General features: G+C 57.7%; 24 protein-coding genes and 1 pseudogene. 18 read left to right on the top strand and 7 right to left on the bottom strand.

Features of this window, described 5'->3' with window-relative positions:
• Positions 1–117: 117 nt before the first annotated feature.
• Together fadD2 and fadD1 are read left to right on the top strand one after the other, a co-directional pair.
• Positions 118–1,806: a long-chain-fatty-acid--CoA ligase FadD2 gene (gene fadD2, locus AC3WK5_RS08705; protein ID WP_103314985.1), complete on the top strand. Its 1,689-nt coding sequence runs from the start codon at positions 118–120 to the stop codon at positions 1,804–1,806.
• A gap of 380 nt (positions 1,807–2,186) precedes the next feature.
• A complete protein-coding gene (fadD1, locus tag AC3WK5_RS08700; protein ID WP_103314984.1) occupies positions 2,187–3,887 on the top strand; it encodes a long-chain-fatty-acid--CoA ligase FadD1 in 1,701 nt (566 codons plus the stop codon).
• 243 nt (positions 3,888–4,130) lie between these two features.
• Here fadD1 and AC3WK5_RS08695 read toward each other — a convergent pair whose 3' ends face one another.
• Positions 4,131–4,508: a hypothetical protein gene (locus tag AC3WK5_RS08695; protein ID WP_054593671.1), complete on the bottom strand. Its 378-nt coding sequence runs from the start codon at positions 4,506–4,508 to the stop codon at positions 4,131–4,133.
• A 197-nt stretch (positions 4,509–4,705) separates the two neighbouring features.
• On the opposite strand from AC3WK5_RS08695, the gene AC3WK5_RS08690 reads away from it, so the two are divergent.
• The 3 genes from AC3WK5_RS08690 (at position 4,706) to def (ending at position 6,563) form a co-directional block, all read left to right on the top strand.
• Positions 4,706–4,897: a CsbD family protein gene (locus tag AC3WK5_RS08690; RefSeq protein WP_054593670.1), complete on the top strand. Its 192-nt coding sequence runs from the start codon at positions 4,706–4,708 to the stop codon at positions 4,895–4,897.
• 179 nt (positions 4,898–5,076) lie between these two features.
• Positions 5,077–6,021 carry a YihY/virulence factor BrkB family protein gene (locus tag AC3WK5_RS08685; protein WP_103314983.1) on the top strand — a complete coding sequence of 315 codons (945 nt, stop codon included), beginning with the start codon at positions 5,077–5,079 and terminating at the stop codon, positions 6,019–6,021.
• Between the two features lie 2 nt (positions 6,022–6,023).
• Positions 6,024–6,563 carry a peptide deformylase gene (def, locus tag AC3WK5_RS08680; RefSeq protein WP_054593668.1) on the top strand — a complete coding sequence of 180 codons (540 nt, stop codon included), beginning with the start codon at positions 6,024–6,026 and terminating at the stop codon, positions 6,561–6,563.
• Between the two features lie 20 nt (positions 6,564–6,583).
• Here the strand turns inward: def and AC3WK5_RS08675 are convergent, their stop codons facing one another.
• Positions 6,584–7,000 carry a GNAT family N-acetyltransferase gene (locus AC3WK5_RS08675; RefSeq protein ID WP_054593667.1) on the bottom strand — a complete coding sequence of 139 codons (417 nt, stop codon included), beginning with the start codon at positions 6,998–7,000 and terminating at the stop codon, positions 6,584–6,586.
• A gap of 374 nt (positions 7,001–7,374) precedes the next feature.
• On the opposite strand from AC3WK5_RS08675, the gene AC3WK5_RS08670 reads away from it, so the two are divergent.
• The 4 genes from AC3WK5_RS08670 to AC3WK5_RS08655 all read left to right on the top strand — a co-directional run bounded on the left by AC3WK5_RS08670 (position 7,375) and on the right by AC3WK5_RS08655 (position 10,821).
• Positions 7,375–8,316, top strand: a complete 942-nt coding sequence (locus AC3WK5_RS08670; protein ID WP_103314982.1) for a fatty acid desaturase — start codon at positions 7,375–7,377, stop codon at positions 8,314–8,316.
• A gap of 8 nt (positions 8,317–8,324) precedes the next feature.
• Positions 8,325–9,116 carry a phosphate/phosphite/phosphonate ABC transporter substrate-binding protein gene (locus AC3WK5_RS08665; protein ID WP_103314981.1) on the top strand — a complete coding sequence of 264 codons (792 nt, stop codon included), beginning with the start codon at positions 8,325–8,327 and terminating at the stop codon, positions 9,114–9,116.
• Between the two features lie 152 nt (positions 9,117–9,268).
• The gene (locus AC3WK5_RS08660) at positions 9,269–9,811 is read left to right on the top strand and encodes a sigma-70 family RNA polymerase sigma factor (RefSeq protein WP_103314980.1); all 543 of its coding nucleotides are present in this window, start codon (positions 9,269–9,271) and stop codon (positions 9,809–9,811) included.
• The gene (locus AC3WK5_RS08655; protein ID WP_103314979.1) at positions 9,808–10,821 is read left to right on the top strand and encodes an ABC transporter substrate-binding protein; all 1,014 of its coding nucleotides are present in this window, start codon (positions 9,808–9,810) and stop codon (positions 10,819–10,821) included. Before AC3WK5_RS08660 ends, AC3WK5_RS08655 begins: the two co-directional genes overlap by 4 nt.
• A 134-nt stretch (positions 10,822–10,955) precedes the next feature.
• Here the strand turns inward: AC3WK5_RS08655 and gstA are convergent, their stop codons facing one another.
• Complete coding sequence (gene gstA, locus AC3WK5_RS08650; RefSeq protein ID WP_103314978.1) at positions 10,956–11,564, bottom strand: glutathione transferase GstA; 609 nt, start codon at positions 11,562–11,564, stop codon at positions 10,956–10,958.
• A gap of 99 nt (positions 11,565–11,663) precedes the next feature.
• Here gstA and AC3WK5_RS08645 point away from each other — a divergent pair, with 99 nt between their 5' ends.
• From AC3WK5_RS08645 to AC3WK5_RS08635, 3 genes and pseudogenes are all read left to right on the top strand, one after another.
• A complete protein-coding gene (locus tag AC3WK5_RS08645) occupies positions 11,664–12,542 on the top strand; it encodes a LysR family transcriptional regulator (RefSeq protein ID WP_103314977.1) in 879 nt (292 codons plus the stop codon).
• Between the two features lie 444 nt (positions 12,543–12,986).
• Positions 12,987–13,757: pseudogene (locus AC3WK5_RS08640) on the top strand (PAS domain-containing protein); the annotation flags it as partial.
• Positions 13,758–13,766: 9 nt separating this feature from the next.
• A complete protein-coding gene (locus tag AC3WK5_RS08635; RefSeq protein WP_371917621.1) occupies positions 13,767–14,306 on the top strand; it encodes a methyl-accepting chemotaxis protein in 540 nt (179 codons plus the stop codon).
• 77 nt (positions 14,307–14,383) lie between these two features.
• Here the strand turns inward: AC3WK5_RS08635 and AC3WK5_RS08630 are convergent, their stop codons facing one another.
• From AC3WK5_RS08630 to gntR, 3 genes are all read right to left on the bottom strand, one after another.
• A complete protein-coding gene (locus AC3WK5_RS08630) occupies positions 14,384–16,294 on the bottom strand; it encodes an IucA/IucC family protein (RefSeq protein WP_103314975.1) in 1,911 nt (636 codons plus the stop codon).
• A gap of 171 nt (positions 16,295–16,465) precedes the next feature.
• On the bottom strand, positions 16,466–17,209 hold the full coding sequence (locus AC3WK5_RS08625; protein ID WP_054593662.1) for an NAD-dependent epimerase/dehydratase family protein: 744 nt from the start codon (positions 17,207–17,209) through the stop codon (positions 16,466–16,468).
• A 307-nt stretch (positions 17,210–17,516) separates the two neighbouring features.
• Positions 17,517–18,548 (bottom strand): HTH-type transcriptional regulator GntR, encoded by a 1,032-nt coding sequence (gene gntR, locus AC3WK5_RS08620; protein WP_103314974.1) that lies wholly within the window; start codon positions 18,546–18,548, stop codon positions 17,517–17,519.
• A gap of 215 nt (positions 18,549–18,763) precedes the next feature.
• Here gntR and AC3WK5_RS08615 point away from each other — a divergent pair, with 215 nt between their 5' ends.
• From AC3WK5_RS08615 to AC3WK5_RS08605, 3 genes are all read left to right on the top strand, one after another.
• Positions 18,764–19,297, top strand: a complete 534-nt coding sequence (locus AC3WK5_RS08615; protein ID WP_054593660.1) for a gluconokinase — start codon at positions 18,764–18,766, stop codon at positions 19,295–19,297.
• Between the two features lie 82 nt (positions 19,298–19,379).
• Complete coding sequence (locus AC3WK5_RS08610) at positions 19,380–20,732, top strand: GntP family permease (protein WP_103314973.1); 1,353 nt, start codon at positions 19,380–19,382, stop codon at positions 20,730–20,732.
• Positions 20,733–20,955: 223 nt separating this feature from the next.
• Positions 20,956–22,665, top strand: coding sequence for a glycosyl hydrolase family 18 protein (locus AC3WK5_RS08605; RefSeq protein ID WP_103314972.1), 1,710 nt, complete (start codon positions 20,956–20,958; stop codon positions 22,663–22,665).
• A 92-nt stretch (positions 22,666–22,757) separates the two neighbouring features.
• Here the strand turns inward: AC3WK5_RS08605 and alaC are convergent, their stop codons facing one another.
• Positions 22,758–23,963, bottom strand: a complete 1,206-nt coding sequence (gene alaC, locus AC3WK5_RS08600; protein WP_103314971.1) for an alanine transaminase — start codon at positions 23,961–23,963, stop codon at positions 22,758–22,760.
• Positions 23,964–24,192: 229 nt separating this feature from the next.
• On the opposite strand from alaC, the gene AC3WK5_RS08595 reads away from it, so the two are divergent.
• The 3 genes from AC3WK5_RS08595 to AC3WK5_RS08585 all read left to right on the top strand — a co-directional run bounded on the left by AC3WK5_RS08595 (position 24,193) and on the right by AC3WK5_RS08585 (position 26,232).
• Entirely contained in the window at positions 24,193–24,855 is a 663-nt protein-coding gene (locus AC3WK5_RS08595) for a LysE family translocator (protein WP_103314970.1), read from the top strand.
• 66 nt (positions 24,856–24,921) lie between these two features.
• Entirely contained in the window at positions 24,922–25,410 is a 489-nt protein-coding gene (locus AC3WK5_RS08590; protein ID WP_103314969.1) for a GyrI-like domain-containing protein, read from the top strand.
• 324 nt (positions 25,411–25,734) lie between these two features.
• On the top strand, positions 25,735–26,232 hold the full coding sequence (locus AC3WK5_RS08585; RefSeq protein ID WP_103314968.1) for a GNAT family N-acetyltransferase: 498 nt from the start codon (positions 25,735–25,737) through the stop codon (positions 26,230–26,232).
• Positions 26,233–26,343: the final 111 nt, after the last annotated feature.

The following is a 26,343-nucleotide window of genomic DNA, read 5'->3' as shown; positions in this document are numbered from 1 at the left end:
AATGAAGCTGGTGCGTATATTTGCCTGAATCACCATAGCTGCTAGTGTCCCAGAAGCCCCGCTTTTCAGCGTCACAGAGAGCGGCCCGGATTCGCTCAGGTAAAGAGGACAAGTACAATGCAACCTGATTTCTGGAATGACAAACGCCCGGCCGGCGTACCCAATGATATCGAACCGGGTGCCTACAAGTCGGTGATCGAGGTGTTCGAGCGTTCCTGCAAGAAATTCGCTGACCGTCCGGCGTTCAGCAACATGGGTGTGACGCTCACCTATGCCGAGCTTGAGCGCTACAGCGCGGCGTTCGCTGGCTACCTGCAAACACAGACCGACCTGTTGCCCGGTGATCGCATCGCGGTGCAGATGCCCAATGTCCTGCATTACCCGATTGCCGTGTTCGGCGCGTTGCGAGCCGGGCTGATTGTGGTCAACACCAACCCGCTGTACACCGCGCGTGAGATGCGTCACCAGTTCAAGGACTCCGGTGCCCGGGCGCTGGTGTACCTGAACATGTTCGGGCAGAAGGTCCAGGAAGTACTGCCCGACACCGAGATTCAGTACCTGATCGAAGCGAAGATGGGCGACCTGATGCCGACCGCCAAGGGCTGGCTGATCAACACCGTGGTCGACAAGGTCAAGAAGATGGTCCCGACCTACGACCTGCCGCAGGCGATTTACTTCAAGAGCGCGCTGCGCCTGGGCCGAGGTCAAAGCATCAAGCCGCTGAACGTCAGCCTCGATGATGTCGCCGTGCTGCAATACACCGGCGGCACTACCGGGCTGGCCAAGGGTGCGATGCTGACCCACGGCAATCTGGTCGCCAACATGCAGCAGGCCCGCGCCTGTCTTGGCCAGTTCGGCAGCGATGGCAAACCGCTGTTGCGTGAAGGTCAGGAAGTGATGATCGCGCCGCTGCCGCTGTACCACATCTATGCCTTCACGGCGAACTGCATGTGCATGATGGTGACCGGCAACCACAACGTGTTGATCACCAATCCACGGGACATCGCCGGTTTCATCAAAGAACTGAAAAACTGGCGGTTCTCGGCGCTGCTGGGGCTCAACACGCTGTTCGTCGCGTTGATGGATCATCCGGACTTCAAGACCCTGGACTTCTCGAGCCTCAAACTCACCAACTCCGGCGGCACCGCACTGGTCAAGGCCACCGCCGAACGCTGGGAGCAGATAACCGGTTGCCGGATCACCGAAGGCTACGGCTTGACCGAAACCTCGCCAGTGGCCTGCACCAATCCGTATGGCGACAAGTCGCGTATTGGCACGGTCGGCCTGCCGGTGCCGGGTACCACGTTGAAAGTCATCAATGATGACGGTGTCGAACAGCCCCTGGGCGAGCGCGGCGAGCTGTGCATCAAGGGCCCGCAAATCATGAAAGGCTACTGGCAGAAACCCGAAGCCACTGCCGAAGTGCTGGATGCCAACGGCTGGTTCAAGTCCGGCGACATCGCGGTGATCGACCCGGACGGATTCGTACGGATTGTCGATCGCAAGAAAGACATGATCATCGTTTCGGGTTTCAACGTTTACCCGAACGAAATCGAGGATGTGGTCATGGCGCACCCGAAAGTCGCCAACTGCGCGGTGATCGGTGTGCCGGACGAACGTTCCGGGGAAGCGGTGAAGCTCTTCGTGGTAGCGCGTGAAGCGGGGATCAGCCTTGAAGAGCTGAAGGCCTACTGCAAGGAAAACTTCACCGCCTACAAGGTGCCCAAGCACATCGTGCTGCGCGAGTCGCTGCCGATGACGCCTGTGGGCAAGATCCTGCGACGGGAGCTGCGCGATATCGCGTAATCGTTAAAGACCGCGCTTCGCACGATCGCGGGCAAGCCTTGCTCCTACAGGTTTAGTGTCGATCAGCCAATTGTGGCACGACACAAATCCGTAGGAGCAAGGCTTGCCCGCGATGCTTTTCAGCGGGGTAAAACGCCAATTTCAGGGCGTTTCAAGGGGGTATAGATTTTTTGCTCTAAAACAGACCATTTGCAGGTCTTGAGTCATTAAAGTGACTGTAGGGGCTTCTTTTGGCTCTAGTAGGGCCTTGGCAAAGCTGCTACTCTCGGCGCGCTTTGTGACTTCTCGGCCTAGGTAAAGGCCAGATTCACCAACAAAAAGACACCAATAATAATCGCAAAATGCGGTGAAGAATTCGCGTTGCTGAGGAGTGGGCTTCCATGATCGAAGACTTTTGGAAGGATAAGTACCCAGCTGGAATTGCTGCCGAGATCAATCCAGACGAGTATCCGAATATTCAGGCAGTGTTAAAGCAATCCTGCCAACGCTTCGCCAACAAACCGGCCTTTAGTAACCTCGGCAAGACACTCACCTACGGTGAGCTGTACGAATTGTCCGGTGCTTTTGCCGCTTACCTGCAACAGCATACCGATTTGCAGCCGGGCGATCGAATCGCCGTACAACTGCCAAACCTGTTGCAATACCCGATCGCCGTGTTTGGTGCTATCCGCGCCGGCTTGATCGTGGTTAACACCAACCCGCTGTACACCGCGCGGGAAATGGAACACCAATTCAACGATTCCGGCGCCAAAGCGCTTGTGTGCCTGGCAAACATGGCGCACCTGGCCGAGGCCGTGGTGCCCAAGACAGGCGTCAAGCACGTCATCGTCACCGAAGTGGCCGACCTGCTGCCACCGCTCAAGCGCTTGCTGATCAACAGCGTCATCAAGTACGTGAAGAAGATGGTCCCGGCCTATCACCTGCCCAAGGCCGTCAAGTTCAATGACGTGTTGAGCAAAGGCCACGGCCAGCCCGTGACCGAAGCCAACCCGGCCAGCAGCGACGTTGCCGTGCTGCAATACACCGGCGGCACTACCGGCGTGGCCAAGGGTGCAATGCTGACCCACCGCAACCTGGTGGCGAACATGATGCAGTGCCGGGCGCTGATGGGTTCCAACCTGAATGAAGGTTGCGAAATCCTCATCACGCCGTTGCCGCTGTACCACATCTATGCCTTCACCTTTCATTGCATGGCGATGATGCTGATTGGCAACCACAACATCCTGATCAGCAACCCGCGCGACCTGCCGGCGATGGTCAAGGAACTGTCGAAGTGGAAGTTCAGCGGTTTCGTCGGCCTGAACACCTTGTTCGTGGCGCTGTGTAACAACGAAGCGTTCCGCAAGCTGGATTTCTCAGGCCTGAAAATCACCCTGTCCGGTGGCATGGCCCTGCAACTGGCCGCTGCCGAGCGTTGGAAAGCCGTCACCGGTTGCGCCATCTGCGAAGGTTACGGCATGACCGAAACCAGCCCAGTGGCCACCGTCAATCCAAACCAGAACATTCAGATAGGCACGATCGGTATTCCGGTTCCGTCGACCCTGTGCAAAGTCATCGATGACGCCGGCGTTGAACAGCCGTTGGGCGAAATCGGCGAACTGTGCGTGAAAGGTCCGCAAGTGATGAAGGGCTACTGGCAGCGCCAGGAAGCCACCGATGAAATCCTCGACAGCGAAGGCTGGTTGAAGACCGGTGATATCGCGTTGATCCAGCCTGATGGCTACATGCGCATTGTCGATCGCAAGAAAGACATGATTCTGGTCTCCGGTTTCAACGTCTATCCGAACGAGCTCGAAGACGTACTGGCCACCTTGCCGGGTGTGCTGCAATGCGCAGCCATTGGTGTACCGGACGAGAAGTCGGGCGAGGCGATCAAGATTTTCATCGTCGCCAAACCGGGGGTAACCCTGACCAAAGAGCAGGTGATGACGCACATGCGTGCCAACGTCACCGGCTACAAAGTGCCGAGAACCATCGAGTTCCGCGATGCGCTGCCGACCACCAACGTCGGCAAGATCCTGCGTCGCGAACTGCGCGACGAAGAGCTGAAGAAACTCGGCTTGAAGAAGGTCAGCGCCTAAAACAAAAGCCCCGCAAATGCGGGGCTTTTTTTCAGATACCTGGATCGTTTTTTGTGGCGAGGGGGCTTGCCCCCGTTGGGGCTTGCCCCCGTTGGGGCGCGAAGCGACCCTGAATTGGGCCTGCTACGCAGTCCAGCGGGAGCAAGCTCCCTCGCCACAGATACTTCTCAGGCCTCCAGACTTCCTTAAGTGAACAGCATTGCCGCATTTGCGGGGCTTTTTGTTTCTTCAGATCTTTTGCTGTTAGAGGCGGAACTGCGCAAAGTTGACGTTGGTACCGGCCGGGCGCATGTCCTGAAGGTACGAGTCCTTATCGGCGCTCAGCTCCAGGCTCAGGGCCGCCTTGCGCTTGCCTTCATTGCGCACCACCAGGCCTTCGAGCTTCTCGCGCAGGAACACCGTCGGCACTTTCAGGTGCAGCAGTTCGTCGGTGGCCGGCGTGTACATCAGCAGGTGAACCCATTCGTACTGACCAATGGCCAGGCGCGCAACCGGGATATCAAACCACCAGATATTGCGGTTGCGGTTCAATTCGGTGAAATGGCAGTTGTTGACGCCAAGCACTGCACCGCCGAGTTCCTGGTTTCTGCGGGCAATGGCCTGCTTTTTATCGAGTTTCATAACGTTCCTACGGGATTGGATCTTCAGCGCCACGGCCTGAATACGTTGCGCATTCTCGGGGCAAAGCCCGCAAACATAAAGCCCAACCTGCATGTGCTGATGAAATGACCGGGTGTAAATAAATGAAACTCTGTGCAACGTCCTCAGGTCAACCTCTAGGTAGTCACTGACCTTTGAGTGTTCACAGGAGAAATACCATGAGCAGCACTGGCGATAAAGTTAAAGGCCTGGCCAACGAAGCGGTCGGCAACGTCAAGCAAGGTGTGGGTAAAGCCACCGACAATCCCAAGTTGCGAGCCGAAGGCAAGCTTCAGGAGAAGAAAGGCGAAGCCCAGCAAGCGCTCGGCAAGGCTAAAGACGCGATCAAGAAAACCATCGATAAAATCTGACCCGATAACCTGTTTTAGTGCAGTGTGACGGCCATCCGAGGATGGCCGTTTTTCTGTGGCTTATTGTTATGAATCCCCCCCGAAATTGTTCCAAAGTCGCCAAGTAGGTTACTTTGATGTAGAAAACGGCCCCCTGAGTCGCCCCCGACTTCAACCTTTTTGCGGCGAAAGGAGACGCTATGATGTTCCCCGAGTTGAAAGGCTTGCCCTTGCACCGCGTGATGATGCGCACCGTCACCGAGTTTATTAATGACGAGATGTCGACGTATGCCTCGGCGCTGGCCTATCAGATGCTGTTCTCGCTGTTTCCCTTCATTCTGTTCCTGATTGCCCTGATCGGTTTCCTGCACCTGCCGGATTTCTTTTCCTGGCTGCGCCTTCAGACAGAGCTGGTATTGCCGCCGCAAGCGCTGGAACAAGTGAACCCGGTGATCGACCAGCTCCAGCAATCCAAGGGTGGATTGCTCTCGGTGGGTATCGTCATCGCCCTGTGGACCGCCTCGGCGGGTGTGCGGCTGATGATGAGCGCGATGAACGCAGCCTACGATGTGGTCGAAGGCCGGCCGATCTGGAAGCGCTTTCCGCTGTCGGTCTTCTACACCGTGGGTATCGCCGGCATGCTGCTGGTCGCTGCCGCCTTGATGGTGCTCGGCCCGCAAGTGATGGAATGGATTGCGTCACAGATCGGCATGGAAGAGTTCATCGTCACGCTGTGGACGATACTGCGCTGGCCGGTGATCGTCATTTTGCTGATGGTTGCGGTCGCCTTGATGTACTACGTGATGCCTGATGTGAAACAGCGGTTTCGCTTCATCACACCGGGCTCGGTGCTGGCGGTGGTGGTGTGGATCATCGCTTCGCTGGGTTTTGGTTACTACGTCAAAACCTTCGCCAACTACAATGCCATGTATGGCAGTATCGGCGCGATCATCGTGCTGTTGCTGTACTTCTATATTTCCGCTGCGGTGCTGTTGCTCGGCGCGGAAATGAATGCGGTGATCGATCACATGTCGAGCGAAGGCAAGCATCCTGGTGCCAAGGACTTCGGTGAACACGACGAAAAACAACACGTTTCGGGACTGGGCCGGGACCACTCGCTCAACCCGACCACTGACGAAGCCTGACGATGATCCGTGAAATTCTGAAAATGGGCGATGAGCGCCTGCTGCGTATCGCTCCGCCTGTACCGGCCGAAATGTTCGACAGCCCGGAACTGTGGCAGTTGATCGATGACATGTTCCAGACCATGGAAAGTGTCGGTGGCGTTGGCTTGGCTGCCCCGCAGATCGGCGTCGACCTGCAACTGGTGATCTTCGGCTTCGAGCACAGTGAACGTTACCCGGACGCTGACGCCGTACCGCAGACGATCTTGATCAACCCGTTGATTACGCCGCTTGATCCGACGCTGGAAGAGGGCTTCGAAGGTTGCCTGTCAGTGCCGGGGCTGCGGGGGGCGGTTGAGCGTTATCAGCACATTCGTTATGAAGGCTTCGATCCCAAGGGCGAGCCGGTTGTGCGAATCGCCTCGGGGTTTCACGCCCGAGTGGTGCAGCACGAATGCGATCACCTGATCGGCCGGTTGTACCCGTCGCGGATCACCGACTTTCGCAAGTTCGGGTTTACCGAGGTGATGTTCCCGGATCTCGACCCGACGGCTGATGACTAAAGGCGCTAAAAGATCGCTGTTTACCTACCCGGCTCCAGGCCCATGGCGATCATCGGCTTGTTGCGTTTATAGCGAGCCAGGCGCTCGGCCAGTGCATAGGGCAACAACGGGTCCGCAGTGAAGCCATTGCACTCATAAAAACTGCGCAAGTCCGGGTGGCAGAACAGCCATACCGGCGCCTTGATCTGCACCAGCGCCTGGGCCATCAACGCCCCCGCAATACCTTGTCCCCGAAGGGCCGGGTCGACAAATAACCCCGTCAGCCAAAACCCCTCCGCCATCGGCCGCAAACAGAGCCCGGCGATGATCTCGTCGCGCTTGCCTACCCACAGTTGAGCGTCGCGAACCGCTTTCATCGATGACTGGTGACTGCGGTAAAACTTGTTCAGCAAAGGCCACAGTGGCTCGGCAAGCTGGGTGTACTGGGTGTTGGGCATGTGCGAGAGGGTCACTGCGAAAAATGCGCCTATTATAAAAGAACCAACGCTGCGAGATAGGTGTATACCTGATCTCATATTCCCAGTTGGTGGAGCGTGCATCATGAGCAAAGGCATGGATTCGAAGAAAGCGGCGAAAAAGAAACCGACCAAGACAGCCGTTGAAAAACGCGCTGACAAGAAGGCCAAAAAGGTCGGTGTGTTCGGGCACTGAGCCCGCTTTGACGGAGCCCGGCAATCGGGCTCCGCGTTCATTCTCAAGTGTTCACTTCCAGGTAAATCAGCCATCGATCTGCAAGATTTCCCTGCTTCGTTGCACAGAAGGGGATAAGGCCGACATTTGTCTGTTGGCTTGTCCTGTTCTGAGCCGAGCCATGTCCTATTACCTTGATCAAAACCTGCGTGAAGAAATTGAAACCCTGCGCCGAACGTTTGCCGGTCGCAGCGAATGGCCGACCTGGCTGTTGTTGATCGGCGTCTACGCGTCCTGGTTTGGCGTACTGCTGGCCAGTGCCTGGCTGGGACTGTGGTTGAGCACGCTGCTGCTGATACCAATCGTGGTGCTGTGGATGTCGGTCCAGCATGAGTTGTTGCATGGGCATCCGACGCGCTTTACCGCGTTGAACAAACTCCTTGGCTATGCACCTTTTGCCGTCTGGTACCCGTACACCCTGTACCGCGACAGCCACCTTTTGCATCACCGCGATGAAGACCTGACGTTACCCGGCCGCGATCCGGAAAGTCGCTATGTGAGCGCGCAGCAGTGGCAGGGCAGTTCAGTGTTCGAGCGCAGCCTGCACTGGCTGAACAAAACCGTGTTGGGGCGCTTTGCCGTTGGTGCGCCGTTGGCGTTGCTGGCGCTGGCCAAGGAAGAGTTTCAGCGCTTGCGCCACGGTGATCGCCAGGCCTGGTTGATGTGGCTGACCCACGGCGCGTTGACCGTGCTGATGCTGACCTTCATCGCGGGTTACAGTGCTGTTCCCGTCTGGCATTACCTGTTCTTGATCAGCGTGCCGGCGTTGTCGGTCGGGGCGATCCGTTCCTACTATGAACATCGTCCGCACCGCGAATCACAAAAACGCACCGTGCTCAACGAGGCTGCCTGGCCTTGGCGCTGGTTGTTCCTGAACCTGAACCTGCACCTGGTGCATCACGATCTGCCGGGTTTGCCGTGGTTCTATTTGCCGCAGGTTTATCGCGCGCGACGTGAACAATGGCAGGTGCGCAGTGGCGGGTTTCTGGTGCGCGGCTATGGTGAGCTGTTGCGTCGGCACGGGCTCAGTCCCGTCGACAGTCCGCAGCATCCCTTCAGTTGAGAAGCGGCATGATTTCAGGTTTTGCAGAATTACTGATGTACGTCGCCCCCGAGCCGATACGTCAGGCCAATGAACACTGGCTGGCGCGTATCGTCGAGCGGCTCGGCGCGACCCGTTTGAACGCTGAAGGCCTGTCGTTGATGGAGCTTTGGCTGGCCCCGCAATTACTGCTCACGCAGACCTGTGGCTATCCGCTGATGACGACACTGCGCGGGCAGGTGCGGGTGATCGGTCGGCCGCGTTATGAGCTACCGGACAGCAGCGCTGGCAACCATTGCAGCCTGCTGCTGACCCGGGCCGACGACCCGCGCCGAACCTTGCCGGCGCTGCTGGAGTGCCGAGCGGTGATCAATGGCGAGGACTCCAACAGCGGGATGAATCTGTTGCGTCACCGCATCGCTGCGTTGCAACGCAATGGTCAGTTTTTTTCCAGCGTCTCGGTCAGCGGCAGTCACCGGGAAAGCCTGCGCTGGCTGCGTGACGGGCGCGCGGATCTGGCGTCCATCGACAGCGTGACCTTCGCCTATCTGGCACGCCATGCGCCGCAGGAGGTCGAAGGTCTGCGGGTGGTGGCGCGCAGTGCGTTCAGCCCAACCTTGCCGTATATCGGGGTCGCCAGCCTGACGGACGGGCAAATCGGGCACCTTCGCGAGGTGATGAACCAGGCGTTGAATGAACTGCCTGATGTGGTTGAAGTCCTGGGGCTCCACGAGGTGTTGCCGGCTACTGAAAGCGACTACCGGATCCTCCTGGATTACCGGCAGGAAGCCGAAGAGCTGGGGTATGGACAACTGCGTTGAGGATTGACGCGATTGGTGGACGATGTGATTTATTTATTTCTAAAGAATATATTAAAATAGTTTTTAAGTATTATTAAAGAATAAGGCTCCTTGCTAGGATCGCTGCACCGGACCACCGGACATCCAGCGCAACCCTATCGATTGGAGCCTCCATGTCCGGCACTGACCTTTCTCACAGCGAATACGTCGGCGGATTGTTCCGCTGTCATTATGTTTGGTTGTGCAATCGCTTGCGCGGCTACCTCGATGCTGGCATCAGCGCCGAAGATGTCGCCGCCGAGGCCTTTGCGCAGCTCCTCGACTCGCCGAACCTGACGTCGATCCAACAGCCTCGTGCCTTGCTGACCACTCTTGCTCAGCGGGTGATTTATCGTCTCTGGCACCGACGGGACCGCGAGCGTGAACACCTTGATCAGTTGCGGCACATTCAGCCCTGCCAAGGGCCGTCGCCGGAAGACCTGACGCAGCAGTTGCAGACCTTGAGTGTTCTCGATCAGGCGCTTGACCGCTTGCCGGGCAAGGTCAGGGCGACGTTCCTGCTGTCACGGCTCGAGGGCCTGACTTACCCGCAAATCGCCGCCGAACTGGGCATCTCCCAGCGTTCGGTCAGCGTCTACATGACCCGCTGTCAGACGCTTTGCCAGCGCAGCGCCAATCAACCATTGTTCTCACCCCCCACCCTGAGGTCCGCATGAGATCAATCAAAACCTGGCTCGGCAGTTCGCTGTTGGTCTTCAGCCTTGTGGCGACACAGGCCCCCGCGGCGGAAAAAGTCGCACCCATTCACTTCGGCGACATCACCTGGGAAAGCGGCAGCCTGATCACCGAGATCCTGCGTTTGATCGTCGAGAAAGGTTATGGCTACCCGACTGACACGCTGCCGGGCAGCACCGTCAGCCTTGAAGCCGCGCTGGCCAAGGATGATATTCAGGTCATCGGCGAGGAGTGGGCGGGGCGTAGTCCAGCCTGGATCAAGGCTCAGGCCGAGGGCAAAGTGTTTGGCCTGGGCGATACCGTCAAAGGCGCTACCGAAGGTTGGTGGGTGCCGGAATATGTGATCAAGGGCGACCCCGAGCGCGGGATCAAACCGCTGGCGCCGGAGCTGAAATCGGTCGCCGATCTGGCGCGCTACAAGGACGTGTTCCGGGATCCGGAAGACCCGACTCGCGGGCGCTTTCTCAACAGCCCGACCGGCTGGACCTCGGAGATCGTCAACAGCCAGAAGCTCAAGGCCTATGCGTTGAACGAGAGCTTCGTCAACTTCCGCACCGGCTCGGGGGCGGCGCTGGATGCCGAGGTCAGTTCGTCGATTCGGCGCGGCAAGCCGGTACTTTTCTACTACTGGTCGCCGACACCGCTGTTGGGGCGTTTCAAATTGGTGAAGCTCGACGAACCGGCCTTCGATGCCGATGCCTGGAAAACCCTGGCCGACGCCAACAACCCACACCCCAAAGGTACGCGCTCGATGCCGGCCAACCTGGCCATTGGCGTCTCGGCACCGTTCAAGGCGCAATACCCGGACCTGGTGGCGTTCTTCGAGAAAGTCGATTTACCGATCGATCTGCTGAACCAGACCCTCGGCCAGATGAGCGAAAAACGCCAAAAACCGCGTGAAGTCGCACAAGCCTTCCTGCGCGAGCAACCGCAGGTGTGGCAGGGCTGGGTGCCAACGCAGGTCGCGACGAAAGTCAGCAGTAGTCTGTAGGTGTGGCATTCACCGGTGATGGCGCTCATGAAGTCGCCATCGCCGGCAAGCCGTGCTCCTACAGGTTTTGCATGAGCCCTTGATCTCGAACGCACCGCATCACCGTAGGAGCAGGGCTTGCCAGCGATCAATCTTCAGGCGTGCGCCACTTCCGCCGCCAGCGCCTCGCTTACCGCAGGCCGTGAGTCAATCCGCGCCTGAAAACGCTCCAGCGACGGCCATTGCTTCAGGTCGATATCAAACAAGGAAGTCCACCGCAGTACGCTGAACAGATAGGCATCAGCGATGCTGAAGCGTTCGCCCAGCAGATAATCCTGTTGTTCCAGTGTCTGGGTCAGCACGGCAAACCGCTTGAACAGTTTCTCCTTGAAGAGCGCTTTCACCTGATCAGGAAACTGCACGTTGAACAGCAGTCCCAGGCCGCCGTGAATCTCACTCGAAATGAAGTTCAGGACCTCCTGCAAACGCACTCTTTCCCAGGATCCGCATGTCGGTGCAAGGCCGGCAAGCGGGCGAAGATCCGCCAGGTATTGCAGGATTGCCGGTCCTTCGGTCAGCACATCGCCGTTATCCAGTTGCAGCGCCGCGACATAACCTTTCGGATTGATCGCAAGAAAGTCGGCACCGTCGCCGGTCTTCTTCGTTCGGTTGTCGACGCGGACCAGCTCGAATGGCAACTGCAGTTCGCGCAGAACAATGTGCGGCGCAAGGGAACAGGCTTGAGGCGAAAAATACAACTTCATGATCAGGGTTCCAGGTGAGGATTTTGATCAGTGTCATAGTCGCCCGCGCATGTCGTAAAATTAATCTTTCAGATATCAGCCATAAGGATAGCTACTGCCATGATGAACCTGACGCATTGGCGGATGCTGGTGGCTATCGCCGACACGGGCAACATTACTCGCGCTGCCGAGCGTGTCGGCATGACTCAGTCGGGGGCCAGTCAAGCGCTGGCCTTGCTTGAGGACGTGCTCGGTATTCAACTGTTTGTCCGGGAAAACCGTCAGACCTTGCCGACCGCGGTCGGAGTCCATGTGATCGACCAGGCGCGGGTGATGCTTCAGGCCCTTGAGACCATCCGGGCTACTGCCGACGCGGCGCGGGATATTCAGCGTGGCACGATTCGCCTGGCCAGTTTTCCGATGGTGCTTGCAACGTTTCTGCCGCCGCTGTTGCGCCAGTTCAAGCAACTTTATCCCGGTATTCAGGTGGTGGCGCTGGAGGTCAGCGACAACGAAGTCGAAGCGTTGCTCGGCGCTGGCCTGGTTGATCTGGGCGTGGTGCTCAATCCTCCACCTGAACGCAACGCCGGAATGTTGGGGCGAGATACCTGGGTTGCGGTGCTGCCGATGGCGCACCCATTGGCTCGCGGAAACCATGAGCACGGATTGAGGTTGGAGACGTTGGTCGGGCAGCCATTCGTGCTGGCCACTGGTGGATGCAGCGTCAATGCCCGCAGCCTGGCAGCGGATGCAGGTCTTGCGCTGCTGGATGTCCGGGTTGAAGTTCGAGAGTGGGGCAGTGCGTTCGCGCTGGTTCGGGAAAACGTCGGGGTGACACTGGTTCCGGAAATGACCTTGCCAGCCAATCGCAAGGGGTTGCGCGTGCTGCCGTTGGCGGTGCCTGTTCATCGAGAGTTTGCGCTGGTCGCGACACCGTTGAGGGAACCCTCTGCGGCGGTGCAGGCGCTGCTGGCGATGCTCCATCCTGCGGCGCTCTGACCATCGATAAAAAGATGGCCTATTGATGGCCTTGCATCCGTGGCGTTGCTGTCTATGCTCACTCGTAGCTACTGATGCCGGTCAATTTATAAAGCGTGAAAGTCTCGATGCCTCAGCCCGATTGTGCTTGAGTCAGTGTTTTGCGGCCGGCTGTAAATTGAATGATCGATAAGAGTGCGCCACTTAAGGCACTGCGGTGAAAAGGAGTGTTTCTTAGAGGGAATTACTTGTGAATGTTGGGTTGGCCCCTGCACGGGGCGTCAAGAAAAGGATGGCTTGATAAGAGCGTTGCGTTATGGACACTCCGATTAATCATCATTGATCACCTGACTCTTATCCTTCGTCTGAGGATGCGTTTGCCTGTTCTGTGGAAGGTAGTCGTAAGTCCAGTGAAAGACTAGGAACTTCCGTTCATCAAAAGACAGCGCTGAAGGTGATACCACCATGTTCAATCGACACCACAAGTCTGACTTGCTTGAGATAGAGCGATTTAGCTACGCATTGACTGAGGCCAATGCCAAGTTGGCGGCAATCAGCCGCTGCATGGCAATGATCGAGTTTGACCCCACCGGTGTGATCCTCGAGGCCAACGAAAACTTTTGTAAGGCCGTCGGCTATTCCATCGAGGAGTTGCGCGGCAAGCATCACCGGATTTTTTGTGAAGAGGATTACGCCAAAAGCGAAGATTACCAGCGCTTCTGGCGTGAATTGGGTCGTGGCGAATCAAACAGTGGCACCTTCTTGCGCATGAACAAGAGTGGCAAGGAAGTCTGGCTTGAGGCCAGTTATATGCCGGTGATCGGGACTGACCGGCACGTACGAAGCGTGATCAAGGTGGCCTCGGACATCACGGCTCGAATCAATAAAGAGCATGAAAACCAGAGCGTAGTGAATGCCTTGGGCCGCGCCATGGCGGTGATCGAATTCTCCCCCGATGGCAGGGTGATTACTGCCAACGATAACTTCTTGCAGACCATGCACTATTCACTTAACGAAGTAGTGGGTCAGCACCACAGCCTGTTCTGTCATCGCTCGGAGAGCGAGTCGGCGGCCTACAAGGCATTCTGGGCTTCGCTCAACCGAGGTGAATTCCATTCGCGTCGGTTTGAACGGGTCGACAAACACGGTCGCATGGTCTATCTCGAAGCTTCGTACAACCCGATCTTCGACACCAAGGGCCGCTTGTACAAAGTGGTCAAGTTCGCCAGCGACATCACCCGGCAGATGACCACGTTGCAAACCGCCGCCGAGTCGGCCCATTCAACCTCGGTGCAAAACGACGCCTGCGCCCAGAAAGGTTCGCAGGTGGTGCAGCAAACCGTGCAGATCATCGAAGAGATCTCCAGGGATCTCAATGAAGCGGCCCTCAGCATTGATGCGGTGAGCAAACAGTCCGACATCATCGGCACCATTGTTCAGACCATTCGCGGTATCGCCGATCAGACCAATCTGCTGGCACTCAACGCCGCAATCGAGGCTGCGCGGGCCGGCGAACATGGGCGAGGATTTGCGGTGGTTGCCGACGAGGTGCGTAGCCTGGCGGCACGAACCAGCCACGCAACCGTGGAAATTGTGGAAGTAGTGCGCAAGAACCACGACTTGTCCTTGAGTGCAGTGTCGAGCATGCAATCAAGTTTGAGTCGTACTGGACTTGGTGTGGAACTGGCCAATGAAGCGGGCGAGGTGATCCTGGAAATTCAACAGGGTTCACGGCATGTGGTGGACGCCATCAGTCAATTCAACTCGACATTGCAACTTGGTTAAAACGTCATGCAGCTAAAAGGATTTCGATCAAGTGTCATTACTTGATCGAGAATCCTTTTTACCGTTCCAGTGACTATTTAAGAGTGCACGCGAAGCGGATTGCTCAGGCGACCGACGATATCGAGCGCGCTGTCGAGCAAGCGCATACGCATGAACGATTTGGCCGGCCAGTCCTGTTTCAGCAAGGCCAGACGCTCGATTGTCCAGCGCTGAGGCTCGACCCGTTCGCGCAGGTGGTCAAAGCAGTCGCTGACCTGAATGGCCAGCTCATTCCAAAGTGCATCTTCCGGCATCTTCCAATGCCGGGCGCAGAGCAGAACCAGCTCACCGAGATGGCACATGAAGGTGGTGTGCAAGAGTTTGTCGCGCACGAAGTCCGCATCGTCATACAGCGTCATCTGCGGGTCATGCAACTGAAGGTCTAGGCCTTGCCGGTGCAAAGTCTGGCGGTGAATCCGAATGTCGCCGAAGTCACGTACCAGCAGTCGGCTTAACTGTCCCTCGGCACTCATGACCATGAAGCTGTTCTGCTGGTGCGCCTCAAAGGCGACCCCGTAGATCAGGTACAGACCGAGCAATCCGGGAACGGCGATCGATAGATAGTCACGGCAAAAGCGCAGCAGTTCCGGTCTGCCGTCGCCTCCTTGGGCCAACCGGACCCACTGGCGCAGTAACGGTTGTCCGCGTTCATCCAGGGCGAACAGGCTGCCAACGGGAACGGCCATCTCGCCCGGTTGCAACACGCTTGACGGGTTATCCCGGTAAAGCACCGCCAGGTGCCGGGAGCGTTGATCATCTGCCGGTTGCGGCGAGTAATGCACGCCGATACGTTCCGGCACGATGTTCAACACGGCTCGAATCTGCGGCTCCTGCTTGAGTATTTGCAGCAACAATCCGCTAACCCTTGGCCCCATCCGCGCAGAGCGTGGCGAAAGGGTGCGCTGCACGCTGGTCAGTCGTAGCGCCACCGGAAGCTTGACCATCGGTGAACAGCGGTTTGCGTTGGGCGCCAGGGTGCGAAACGACATGGTCGGCTGACCATTGAACGCAATGATGGTGGTCACGACCAGCACGCGGTCGGCAATTTCGCGAGCAAACGAGCGCGGTAGTTCCTCTGCGGCTTGCCACGGATGGACGGGGATGGGCAGGTAGTCATCCGGGTCGAGACCTTGGGTTAGAAGGTGCTGGATCAATTGTTCGGCCGCGAGCGGGAAATGCCCTTGCCACCAGCCGCGGTAATGCTCAGGTCCGATCAACGATTCGACGTGAGCCCATTGCCGATGCAAGGCGCACAGGACGACTGGCACGCAGGCTTCGAATTCCGGTGATAAAGCAATGACCTCAGTGGTGCCCAAGCCAAGCTTGGTCTTGTAGTTCGGGTGCCAGGGATGACCCAGCGTGCCCCACTGTTCAAGCACCGATGTCGGGTTCGGGTGGGCGGTGTTGCTCTTGAGCCAGGTCAGCAGATTATCGTCATCGGCGAGCTTGAACTGTTCACGCAGTTGCCGGCTCCAGCCGTGGTGAAAGGCCTGGCACAAGGTGGCGTTGCAGAAGCTGTCATCAAGCTCCTCGCACAGGCGAACGAGGACTTCGGGTGACGGTAAAGGCTCAAGTTGTGTGCAGAGCAGGTTTAGCAACTGTGAAGGAAACAGCAGTTTTTGTGCTGGGCATTCAGAGCGATGCAGCGTGATGTCGCCCTGTAGGTCCCAACTGTTCATCCGCGCCGGGATAAGCCCTTCGAAACACAACCGGGCACCATCGAGCAGCGTATGCCAATGCACCGAGCCTTCGGCTTTCAGGCTTTTGGGATTCAGCAGGCCTTCGCGCAGCAGCGCCTGCAATAAGCGCTGAAAGCTTGCGCGGGTGCTGAACTCGAGTGTATCGGCCAGATGGCCGAGGCTTATCCGGCGAGACGTGAACGCCTCGGTCGCCAGGGCTTCGCTCCAGCGTGAGAGTAACCCTTGCTGTTTTTGCGGGTCCGTGTGCATGACATAAGACTCCTTGGGGCGGTTAAAAGCAGCTCCAAACAGGCTACGGCACGCGCAAAAAAAACGATGGCAAGCGTTTCCGACAAATCTGTGGGACGCATCCGATGCTGTTGGCGGGAAGGTCCGAGAGCGGTTTGCGCGAGGCATTTCGCTGATTGTCGGGCGAGGTACTCAGAGGGGCGCGATGGGGATGTCAAACAGCTGGAATGCATCATCTACTGGTTCATAGCCAAGCACCCGCGTGGTTTCGCTCAGGTCCAGACGCTTGAAGCGATTATTGGAAATCCCGTGGCCGATCAGGTACTGCACACCTTCAACCTCCACCGAGCGCTGGAGTAACTGCACCGCGTCGCGGGGGCTGAGCCATGCACTCAGGTCCCGGGCATTGGTCAGTTCATGACGATCCGGGAACTCGAATGCGCCAATGCGCAGCGCGATAGTCGACAGACCACGCTTGGCCGAATAGAAAGCACACAGGGCTTCGCCATAACATTTGCTGACACCGTAAAGATTGGCCGGCATGACGGGCATGCCCGGTGTGATCTGCCGGTCCACCGGGTAACCTTCGATGGTTTGCGCGCTGCTGGCGAACACCAACCGCTTGCAACCGGCCGCCACGGAGGCCTCAAACAGATACGTGGTGGCCAGGATGTTGTTGGGTAACAACTCGTCGAACGATGCCGTGGCGTGAGGAATGCCGGCCAGGTGCACGATGACGTCGATGCCTTCGAGCGCGGCACTGACGGCTGCCGCGTCACTCAGGTCGAGGCAGAAAAACCGATGTGGCGCGTTGACCGTGAAGCCGGGCTCGACCCGGTCGGTGAGGGTGAAGGTGTAGCGGTCTTTCGAAGCCTCGAAAAAAGTTTTGCCAATTCTGCCGCAGGCGCCGGTCAGCAGTACCTTGAGTCCGTTCATGTCTGTCTCTTTCTGGGGATGAGGCGAGCGTCTGGAATCTATCAGCCCCCCCTGCATTGGGCGATCTTAAATACTCGATAGTGAGGTCGGTGGTCATTACCCACACTTCATCGAGGTTGGCGTGCCCTGCATTCATCACAAGCGCCGGACCGTCTCCTTTTTGATGGGCGGCAAGGCAGTTTTTGATCGCCGGCATCAAGCGTGGATCGCGGGTGTGCCGGATAATGATGTTTCAACGTTTGGCCGGCTGCCCTCGACGCAGCGGGGTCAAGGGCAACGCTCACATTTGCACGTAGAGCTGTCGGGCTCAGGTACTCTCGCGAACCTTTAATTCAAACCCCATATCGACCACCGGATTGGCCACCGAGTTGCCGGCCATCAAGGTCAGCATGTGTTCGGCGGCGCGCCGGCCGATGGCTTCACGCGGGGTGCTGATGCTGCTCAGGCGCGGCACCATGTGCGCCGACGCTGGCAGGTCGTTGAAGCCGAGAATGGCGACTTGTTCGGGGATCTTGATCCCGTGACGCATGGCTTCGAGCAGGGCTCCATGGGCCAGGTCGTCGTTGCCGAAGAAAATCGCGTCGACCTGCGGGTGGCTGGCCATCAGCTGCAGGAATAATTCGCCACCAAGGCCCACCGAGGAGGGACGCGGTGTCAGCAACTCAAGGTCCGGGTCGTACAGGCCGGCTTGCTGCAAGGCACGCCGGAAGCCTTCGCCGCGCAGCAAGGTGCGTTGGTCGAGCTGCGCGCCAATGTAGGCCAGGTGTCGCCGCCCGCGCGAGATCAAGTGTTGTGCGGCGGTTTCGCCGGCACTCAATTGCGAAAAGCCGACGCAGTTCAGACCGGCGCCAGGGTCCAGGTCCATCATGTAGACGCAGGGAATATTGCTGGTTTCGATCATCCGGCGGGCACTTTCGGTGCGATCGAAGCCGGTCAATAGCAGGCCGCGAGGCTGATAGGCCATGTAGTTGCGCAGCAGGTTTTCTTCTTCATCACGGGAATAGTGATAGTTGCCGATCAGCACTTCAAAGCCTTTGGGACGCAGCACCTGATGGATGGCTTCAAGGGTTTCGATGAACAGCAGGTTCGACAGCGACGGCACCAGCACCACCACCGAATGGCTCTGGGCCGAAGCCAGTGCGCGGGCAGCGGGGTTGACCACGTAGTTCAGTTCGAGCGCGGCCTGCTGGACCTTTTCCACCAGCTCGGTGGCGACGGTGCTGATCCCGCGCAAGGCCCTGGACGCGGTGATTGGACTCACACCCGCCAGACGGGCGACTTCGTTGAGGGTAGGGCGGCCGGTGGTGCGAGTATTTTTATCGTTTTTAGTGGAGGTCATCGGGCTGCTTGCCAAACAAAATTCAAGGCACTAAGGTAGCGCTGTCTCGATGCGGCTGCAAATGCTTGAGCAGGGTTTGCCTGATCCCTGCTTTTTGGCGTTGGGAAAGAACGTGCTGCAACCCATAAAAATGACAAGAAGGCGTCGGCAATGCCTGCTTTTGCACTAGAGTTTCACGTAGCAAAGGTAGCGCTGTCTGCGCGCTGAGGTGTTACATGAGTCAACCCATCACCGCCCTGGTCATCATGGGCGTGGCCGGCTGCGGCAAGTCCAGCGTCAGCGAGGCCCTGTGCCAGCTGAGCGGCGCAACCGGCATTGAAGGCGATACCTTTCACCCTGCCGCCAATATCGAAAAGATGAGCGCGGGTATTCCCCTCAACGACGACGATCGTGCCGGCTGGCTCGACAGCCTGTGCGAGGAGTTGCGTCGAGTCGATGCCTCGGGCGCACGCCCGGTGTTGACCTGCTCGGCGCTCAAGCACAGTTACCGTGAACGCTTGCGCAGCGCCTTGCCGGGCCTGGGTTTTGTGTTCCTCGAGTTGACCCCTGAAGTCGCCGCCGATCGCGTGGCTCATCGTCCTGGGCATTTCATGCCTTCGACCTTGATCGCCAGCCAGTTCGCGACCCTTGAATCCCCCGTTGGCGAGCCACTGACCCTGGCGCTCGATGCCTCGAAGCACAACGTCGATGAACTCGCCCGGCAGGCCCACGCCTGGTGGCTCAGTCATGGTTTGAAACTCGCCGGCTGAGTGTTGTTGCAAGAGATAGCGCTGTCCTGACGGCTTCTGAATAACCCGCTTCAATAACAACAACAAACAGGAGATACCCCCCATGTTTGGCATGTCCCACGAGTCGTTTTTGCTGCTTGATGCAGTGATCACCGTGATTGGATTAATCGTCCTGATCACCAAGTTCAAGCTTCATCCTTTCATTGCATTAATCATCGCTGCGGCTTTTCTCGGGCTGACCTCGGGCATGCCGATTGGCACCATCATCAAGGCGTTCCAGGACGGTTTTGGTGGGGTACTCGGGTTTGTCGGGATCATCCTTGCGTTGGGCACCATGCTTGGCAAAATGATGGCCGAGTCGGGTGGGGCGGATCAGATCGCCCAGACCCTGATTCGCGCGTTCGGCAAAGAGCGCGTGCAATGGGCCATGATGTTTGCGGCCTTCCTGGTCGGTATCCCGTTGTTCTTCGAAATCGGCTTTGTACTGCTGATCCCGCTGGTGTTCATCGTTGCCCGGCGCACCGGCGTTTCAATCATCAAGATCGGTATCCCGTTGCTGGCCGGTCTGTCTGCCGTACACGGTCTGGTTCCGCCGCATCCGGGGCCATTGCTGGCCATCGGGGTGTTCGGTGCGGACATCGGTAAAACCATTCTCTACGGTCTGATCGTTGCCCTGCCGACCGCGATCATTGCCGGTCCGATCTACGGCACGTTCATCGCCAAGTACATCCCCGGCCATCCTAACCAGGAACTGGTGGATCAACTGGCTCGCGAGCCGCACTCCAGCACCTTGCCGAGCTTCAGCATCACGCTGATCACCGTGCTGTTGCCGGTGTTCCTGATGCTGCTGAAAACCTTTGCCGACATCGCACTTCCGGACGGGCATTTCTTCCGCACCTGGATGGACATGATCGGTCACCCGATCTCGGCGTTGCTGCTGGCGCTGCTGCTGTCGCTGTACACCTTCGGGCATCGTCAGGGCATCGGTTCCAAACAGATCCTCAAACTGCTCGACGCCAGCCTGGCGCCAACCGCGGCGATCATTCTGATCATCGGTGCCGGCGGTGGCTTCAAGCAGATGCTGGTGACCAGCGGTGTGGGCGATGTGATTGGCCACATGGCGGTGAGCGCGCAGATTTCGCCGATCCTGCTGGCCTGGCTGGTCGCGGCGGTGATCCGCGTGGCGACCGGTTCCGCGACCGTGGCGACCATTACCGGTGCAGGCATTGTGGTGCCGGTGGTGGGGATGATTCCGGGCGTGAACCGCGAGTTGCTGGTGCTGGCCACCGGCGCGGGTTCGTTGATCCTGTCGCACGTCAACGACGCAGGCTTCTGGCTGGTCAAGCAGTACTTCAACATGACCGTGGCCGAAACCTTCAAGACCTGGACCGCGATGGAAACCATCCTGTCCGTCGTTGCTCTGGGCTTCATCATGTTGCTGTCGTTGGTGGTTTGATTTATTACGGTGCCTGCGCCTTGTGCGGGTGCCGGACTTACAGAGTCATCTGAGCCGCGAGAGGATATTCAATCCTTGTCGCGGCTTTCTTCTTTGCGATCCTCAACCCCTGAATACCACTCGTCGGCACTGTCAACTTTGACAGGTAGGCGCTGTGTTGTGCCGCGCGTAAAAGTTGCTCATGAACTTGTGACTCATTTACGCGTGCGGGGGAGAAAACATCATGACCACCAAAGAACCAGGTGCAACGCAGGCAAACCGAAGCGTCAGAGTGAGTCAGCTTGTTTATGACACGGACCCAGGCACTGCCGTAGGAACTCCGCCCAAGATGTGGGGCGTGGGTGCTGCCGAAAAAACCTATGCGCAGAACCAGTTTGAGCCTGAAAAACGAGATGATCAGCTGTCCTATACCCCCGGTCGGATGGCCAAGAATGTCTTCAATCAGTACGAAGAAAATGGCTACAGTACTTTTTGTTATAAAAGCGATTGGGGCATTGGCGATCCACGTTATGGCGAAGGGCCTGATAAGCCGCCTCCTGAGGACTATTCAACCGGAGGCCGTGGAACCGACATCATGCGGCTTCTGGGCAAGACCGGAACCTTCGATAAAATCGTGGTTGGGTTTACCGCGATTGTGGGGGACAAAGGGGTCAATCGAGATGTGATCAATAAGGCCGTGATCAATTGGGGCCTCTCTCCTGCGCTAGATCCGGAAAATCCGACGCGAGAAGAGTTGGATGCTGCAGAGATTATCGCTCTTGCGCTCGCGATGTTTATCGATCCCTGGAATGATGTTGCGGCCTTTATCAATTGCGGATTCAACGGGTGGAAAAGTAACGACTATGCAGACCTCTATGACCCCGCCAAAGCGCAAGGCGTATTGGGTGCGCTGCTTAAACTTCAAACGGCTAATCCAGGCCTGAAGCTTTCCTTGAGTCTTGGCGGTTGGTCAATGAGTCATGCCTTTTATCACATTGCGCGTGACCCAATCAAAACTGCACGTTGCATCGACTCCCTTGTCGCGATCTTTACGCTATGGCCGATGTTCAACGAACTCGATATCGACTGGGAGTACCCATCGGTACCCGGGAATGAGCCGCAAGCGGGTGATACATGGAAAGGTAATGATTTTGATGATGACGATCCGGCTTACTTTGCGGTGTTTATTCAGGCGCTTAAAACCAAACTGACTGCCATCGGGAAAGGCAGTGTGAAAATTAGCATCGCGGCAATTGCCGACCCGGTCAAGTTAGCCAAATCCAATATTCCGTTGCTGATCCAGGCGGGTCTTGGAGGCATCAACCTCATGTGTTATGACTTCTTCGGTACGCCCTGGGCCCCTAAAATCCAGCACCATTGCAACCTGTATCGCAGCGATCCCGCTGATATTACCGAGAACTCCGTGCACTCAGCGGTGCAGTACCTGCTGGGGTTGGGCGTGCCGTCGAAAATAATTTTTATCGGCTACGCTGGATACAGTCGAAATGCTCAGCAAGCGGTGCTGACGAGCGTGTCACCGCTGGTGGGAACATACACCCAACGCCCGGGAACCGAGGATGTCCCTAACTCGACGCCAGGCTGTTTTGAACCGGGCATTACCGAATGGCCGGGCGCGATGAAGCATTATCTGGATCTGGAAACGAAGCAGCCGATGAATGGCTTTACTCTGTACACCGACGAAAAGGCAGATGCAGACTTTCTCTACAACCGAACGACCCAAGTGTTCATGTCTCTGGATACACCCCGTACCGTCAAGGCCAAAGGCGAGTATGTCCTTCAATGGTTGCTGGGTGGCCTGTTTAGTTGGATGGGGGATCATGACAATGGCCTGCTGAACAACGCCGCCTGTGAAGGGGTGGGCCGTACGGTGGAAACTCAAGTTATCGACATGTCACCTTTCTACTACAAAGGCGCGACTACGTTACAGCCATAACGCTAGCGATCAACTTCCAGATACGAAAATGCCCCTGTGAGCGCAATACACTCACAGGGGCATTCTTCGTTCTACTGGCTTAAACGCAGGGATCAACCCGCCGCCGCATCCGCCCGGAACATCCCGCGAATCCCGCGGACCGCCTGACGAATCCGGTCCTGGTTTTCGATCAGGGCAAAGCGCACATGATCATCCCCGTATTCACCAAAGCCCACGCCCGGCGATACGCAGACCTTGGCTTCGGCCAGCAGTTTCTTGGCGAACTCCAGCGAACCCATATGCGCATAGGCTTCTGGAATCTTGGCCCAGACGTACATCGAGGCTTTCGGGTTTTCGACCATCCAGCCCAGTTCATGCAGGCCTTTGACCAGCACGTTGCGCCGTTGCCGATACTGCTCGGCGATGTCTTTGACGCACTGCTGATCACCTTCCAGCGCGGCGATGGCCGCCACTTGCAGCGGGGTGAAGGTGCCGTAGTCGTGGTAACTCTTGATCCGTGCCAGAGCGTTGACCAGTTCCGGGTTGCCGACCATGAAACCGATCCGCCAGCCGGCCATGTTGTAGCTCTTGGACAGGGTGAAAAACTCCACCGCGATGTCCTTGGCGCCCGGCACCTGCATGATCGACGGGGCTTTCCAGCCGTCGTAGACAATGTCGGCGTAGGCCAGGTCATGCACCACCAGCACGTCGTACTGCTTGGCGAGGGCGATCACCCGCTCGAAGAAATCCAGCTCGACGCACTGCGCGGTCGGGTTGGACGGGAAGCCGAGAATCATCATTTTCGGCTTCGGGATCGAGCCGCGAATGGCCCGTTCCAGCTCGGCGAAAAAGTCCACGCCGGGGATCAGCGGCACCGAGCGCACTTGTGCACCTGCAATCACTGCGCCGTAGATGTGGATCGGGTAGCTCGGGTTCGGCACCAACACCGTGTCGCCCTGGTCGAGGGTGGCGAGCATCAAGTGCGCGAGGCCTTCCTTCGAGCCGATGGTGACAATGGCTTCGCTTTCCGGGTCGATATCAACTTGGTAGCGATCCTTGTACCAATTGGAAATCGCCCGGCGCAGACGCGGAATACCCTTGGAGGTGGAGTAGCCGTGGGTGTCTTCGCGCTGGGCAACGGTCACCAGTTTTTCGACGATGTGCGGTGGAGTCGGGCCGTCAGGGTTGCCCATGCTCAAGTCGATGATGTCTTCGCCACGACGACGGGCGGCCATCTTCAGCTCGGCAGTGATATTGAATACGTAAGGGGGGAGTCGATCTATGCGCGCAAAGCGGCGCGGCGAACCTTGTTCGGCCATTGTTGCCTCGAGTAACGTAAGCGCCCGGAACCGTCCGAGCGACGCTGGCCACTGCGGTGGCCTGTGGCGGAAGATAAGGGCGCTGGTGGCCAATTGTCTAGTGGCGAGGTCCAACTATTTTTCACTACACGGTTGATCGCATGCGCAAGTTTTCGCTCTCAATCAGTGCGCGCACGCTTTTTGCAGAAGTTGGCTTTTACTCAACTACCACTTTTAAACGAGATGAAAAATGGAGTTTTCCAGCGGCTTTTTGCTGAGTCTTTCACTGTGCCTGGACATCGGCGTGGCCAACATTGCGATGATCACGCTGGCCATGCAGCGTGGGTATTTTCAGGGTTTTGCGTTGGGGCTCGGCACCTGTGTCGGTGACCTGATTTACGCGGTGCTGGCGCTGGCCGGCATGACGGTGCTGTTGCAGTACTCGGCAGTGCGCTGGGTGCTGTGGGTCGGTGGTTCGGCATTGCTGCTGTACTTCGCGGCGAAGATGATTCACTCGGCGATTTATCACAGCGCCGTATTGGCAGAGGCAGGTGAAGTCAGTGCCGGTTCCCATCGGCGGGAGTTTTTCCGTGGGATTTTTCTGGCAATGTCGTCGCCCAGCGCGATTCTCTGGTTCGCCGCGGTCGGCGGTACGCTGATTGCCCGTTCCGGGGGCGGTAGCCTGAGCAATGCCGCACTGTTTCTGGCAGGGTTCTTTTGCGCCGGGCTGTTGTGGTGCGTTGCCCTGTGCCTGGCGGCGACCCAGGGCGGCAAACTCTTGGGTGACAAGCTGCTGCGCTACTCTTACCTCGCATCTGCAGCGATCTTCTGCTATTTCGCGGTCTACGTGATCGTTTCTGGCTATCAGGAGTTTATCCTTCCGGCGGCTGTTGCAGAACTTCCGGGCCTTTGACTGGGGGAATCCGGTTTGGCTTCTATACTTGCAGCCGAACCTACCTTCAGTTGCAGGAGTTGATTCATGGATGATCCAAAAAAGGGCGCAGTCGCTGGACCGCGCTTCGAAGCGGGGCATTTTCTGCTGATCGCAGGACTTGGTGGGCGGTTTAGCGCGGACACCACCGAAGGTATTCCCAAGCTCTGGGAGAAATTCGTACCGCACATCGGTAACGTTCCAGGGCAGATTGGGGAGGTAACCTACGGCGTCTGCTGCAACCCGGACGGTAAAGGTGGATTTGAGTACATCGCCGGTGTCGAAATCAGCAAGCTCGATGACTTACCGGATCTCTACCGCTGGATCGAAATACAGCCTCAGCACTACGCGGTGTTCAAGCACGAAGGTGCGCTGGACACCCTGCCGCAAACCTTTCAGTACATCTGGAAAACCTGGCTGCCAACGTCGGGTTACGAGGCCGCCGATGCCCCGGAGTTCGAGCGCTACAGCGACGACTTCAACCCGAAGCTCAATACCGGTGTGCTGGAAATCTGGGTCCCGCTCAAAACGGCCTGAACGGGTTGAGAGGCGGCGCACTCAAGCGCCGCCGCCACTCGGCATCTGCACTATTTATCTTTGCTGATTCGCCGCGCTCGCAACACGTCGATCGTTAGCGTGATAAAGCCAAAAGCACTGATGGTGAACAGCATAAGAAGACCGACCTGAACGCTAGTCATGGTGAGTTTCCCTCTTCATGGCGAAAGACAGGGACAAGCAATAGCCCGAACCTTGCGCGAAAGAAAGCCGCTATACGAAGGCTTTACGGGCGTGCCGATGATCGATATGCGGACCTTATTAATTTATGATTCGCTCCCTCTTTTTCGCTGACCGGGCCACGCCATGAACTCAACCACGACTGTCATTCGCCAGGTCACGCCGGCTGATCTGGATCGCTGTTTCGCCATCGAAACCCAAGCCTATGAAGGTGATGAAGCGGCCACTCGCGAGAAAATCGCCACGCGCATTGCCACCTGGCCGCAAGGTTTTATCGTGGCCGAGGTCGACGGTGTCGTCGCCGGGTTCATCAATTCGGGGGCGGCGTATCAGGTAGAAATGGCGGATGAAGCCTTCAAGGAAATGATTGGCCATGACCCGGATGGCCCGCAGGTGGTGATCATGTCGGTGGTGGTGCACCCTGACTTCCAAGGGCTGGGACTGGCGAAGCGCTTGATGACCGAGTTCATTGTCCGCATGCGGGATTTGGGCAAAACTCGTATCAACCTGATGTGCAAGGAACGGCACATACCGCTGTATGCCGGGTTTGGTTTCGCCTACCTCAACGTGTCCGCATCCGACCATGGCGGCATGGCCTGGCATGAAATGGCGCTGGATCTGTAACCCACGAGATTCTGGCAGGACAGTGGAGATCCAATGTGGGAGCGGGCTTGCTCGCGAATAGGCCATCAAATTCAGCACACAGCTCCAGGCGGCTCAGGCCCGCCGGGCTTT

This window comes from Pseudomonas sp. FW306-02-D09B (genome assembly GCF_058782685.1).
The sequence above is the reverse complement of the archived record's forward strand: the minus strand, read 5'-3'. Positions and strand labels throughout refer to the sequence as shown.

Coding starts and splice junctions, on each gene's coding strand:
- fadD2 (WP_103314985.1), top strand. CDS start 118: ATGCAACCTGATTTCTGGAATGACAAACGCCCGGCCGGCGTACCCAAT.
- fadD1 (WP_103314984.1), top strand. CDS start 2,187: ATGATCGAAGACTTTTGGAAGGATAAGTACCCAGCTGGAATTGCTGCC.
- AC3WK5_RS08695 (WP_054593671.1), bottom strand. CDS start 4,508: ATGAAACTCGATAAAAAGCAGGCCATTGCCCGCAGAAACCAGGAACTC.
- AC3WK5_RS08690 (WP_054593670.1), top strand. CDS start 4,706: ATGAGCAGCACTGGCGATAAAGTTAAAGGCCTGGCCAACGAAGCGGTC.
- AC3WK5_RS08685 (WP_103314983.1), top strand. CDS start 5,077: ATGATGTTCCCCGAGTTGAAAGGCTTGCCCTTGCACCGCGTGATGATG.
- def (WP_054593668.1), top strand. CDS start 6,024: ATGATCCGTGAAATTCTGAAAATGGGCGATGAGCGCCTGCTGCGTATC.
- AC3WK5_RS08675 (WP_054593667.1), bottom strand. CDS start 7,000: ATGCCCAACACCCAGTACACCCAGCTTGCCGAGCCACTGTGGCCTTTG.
- AC3WK5_RS08670 (WP_103314982.1), top strand. CDS start 7,375: ATGTCCTATTACCTTGATCAAAACCTGCGTGAAGAAATTGAAACCCTG.
- AC3WK5_RS08665 (WP_103314981.1), top strand. CDS start 8,325: ATGATTTCAGGTTTTGCAGAATTACTGATGTACGTCGCCCCCGAGCCG.
- AC3WK5_RS08660 (WP_103314980.1), top strand. CDS start 9,269: ATGTCCGGCACTGACCTTTCTCACAGCGAATACGTCGGCGGATTGTTC.
- AC3WK5_RS08655 (WP_103314979.1), top strand. CDS start 9,808: ATGAGATCAATCAAAACCTGGCTCGGCAGTTCGCTGTTGGTCTTCAGC.
- gstA (WP_103314978.1), bottom strand. CDS start 11,564: ATGAAGTTGTATTTTTCGCCTCAAGCCTGTTCCCTTGCGCCGCACATT.
- AC3WK5_RS08645 (WP_103314977.1), top strand. CDS start 11,664: ATGATGAACCTGACGCATTGGCGGATGCTGGTGGCTATCGCCGACACG.
- AC3WK5_RS08635 (WP_371917621.1), top strand. CDS start 13,767: ATGACCACGTTGCAAACCGCCGCCGAGTCGGCCCATTCAACCTCGGTG.
- AC3WK5_RS08630 (WP_103314975.1), bottom strand. CDS start 16,294: ATGCACACGGACCCGCAAAAACAGCAAGGGTTACTCTCACGCTGGAGC.
- AC3WK5_RS08625 (WP_054593662.1), bottom strand. CDS start 17,209: ATGAACGGACTCAAGGTACTGCTGACCGGCGCCTGCGGCAGAATTGGC.
- gntR (WP_103314974.1), bottom strand. CDS start 18,548: ATGACCTCCACTAAAAACGATAAAAATACTCGCACCACCGGCCGCCCT.
- AC3WK5_RS08615 (WP_054593660.1), top strand. CDS start 18,764: ATGAGTCAACCCATCACCGCCCTGGTCATCATGGGCGTGGCCGGCTGC.
- AC3WK5_RS08610 (WP_103314973.1), top strand. CDS start 19,380: ATGTTTGGCATGTCCCACGAGTCGTTTTTGCTGCTTGATGCAGTGATC.
- AC3WK5_RS08605 (WP_103314972.1), top strand. CDS start 20,956: ATGACCACCAAAGAACCAGGTGCAACGCAGGCAAACCGAAGCGTCAGA.
- alaC (WP_103314971.1), bottom strand. CDS start 23,963: ATGGCCGAACAAGGTTCGCCGCGCCGCTTTGCGCGCATAGATCGACTC.
- AC3WK5_RS08595 (WP_103314970.1), top strand. CDS start 24,193: ATGGAGTTTTCCAGCGGCTTTTTGCTGAGTCTTTCACTGTGCCTGGAC.
- AC3WK5_RS08590 (WP_103314969.1), top strand. CDS start 24,922: ATGGATGATCCAAAAAAGGGCGCAGTCGCTGGACCGCGCTTCGAAGCG.
- AC3WK5_RS08585 (WP_103314968.1), top strand. CDS start 25,735: ATGAACTCAACCACGACTGTCATTCGCCAGGTCACGCCGGCTGATCTG.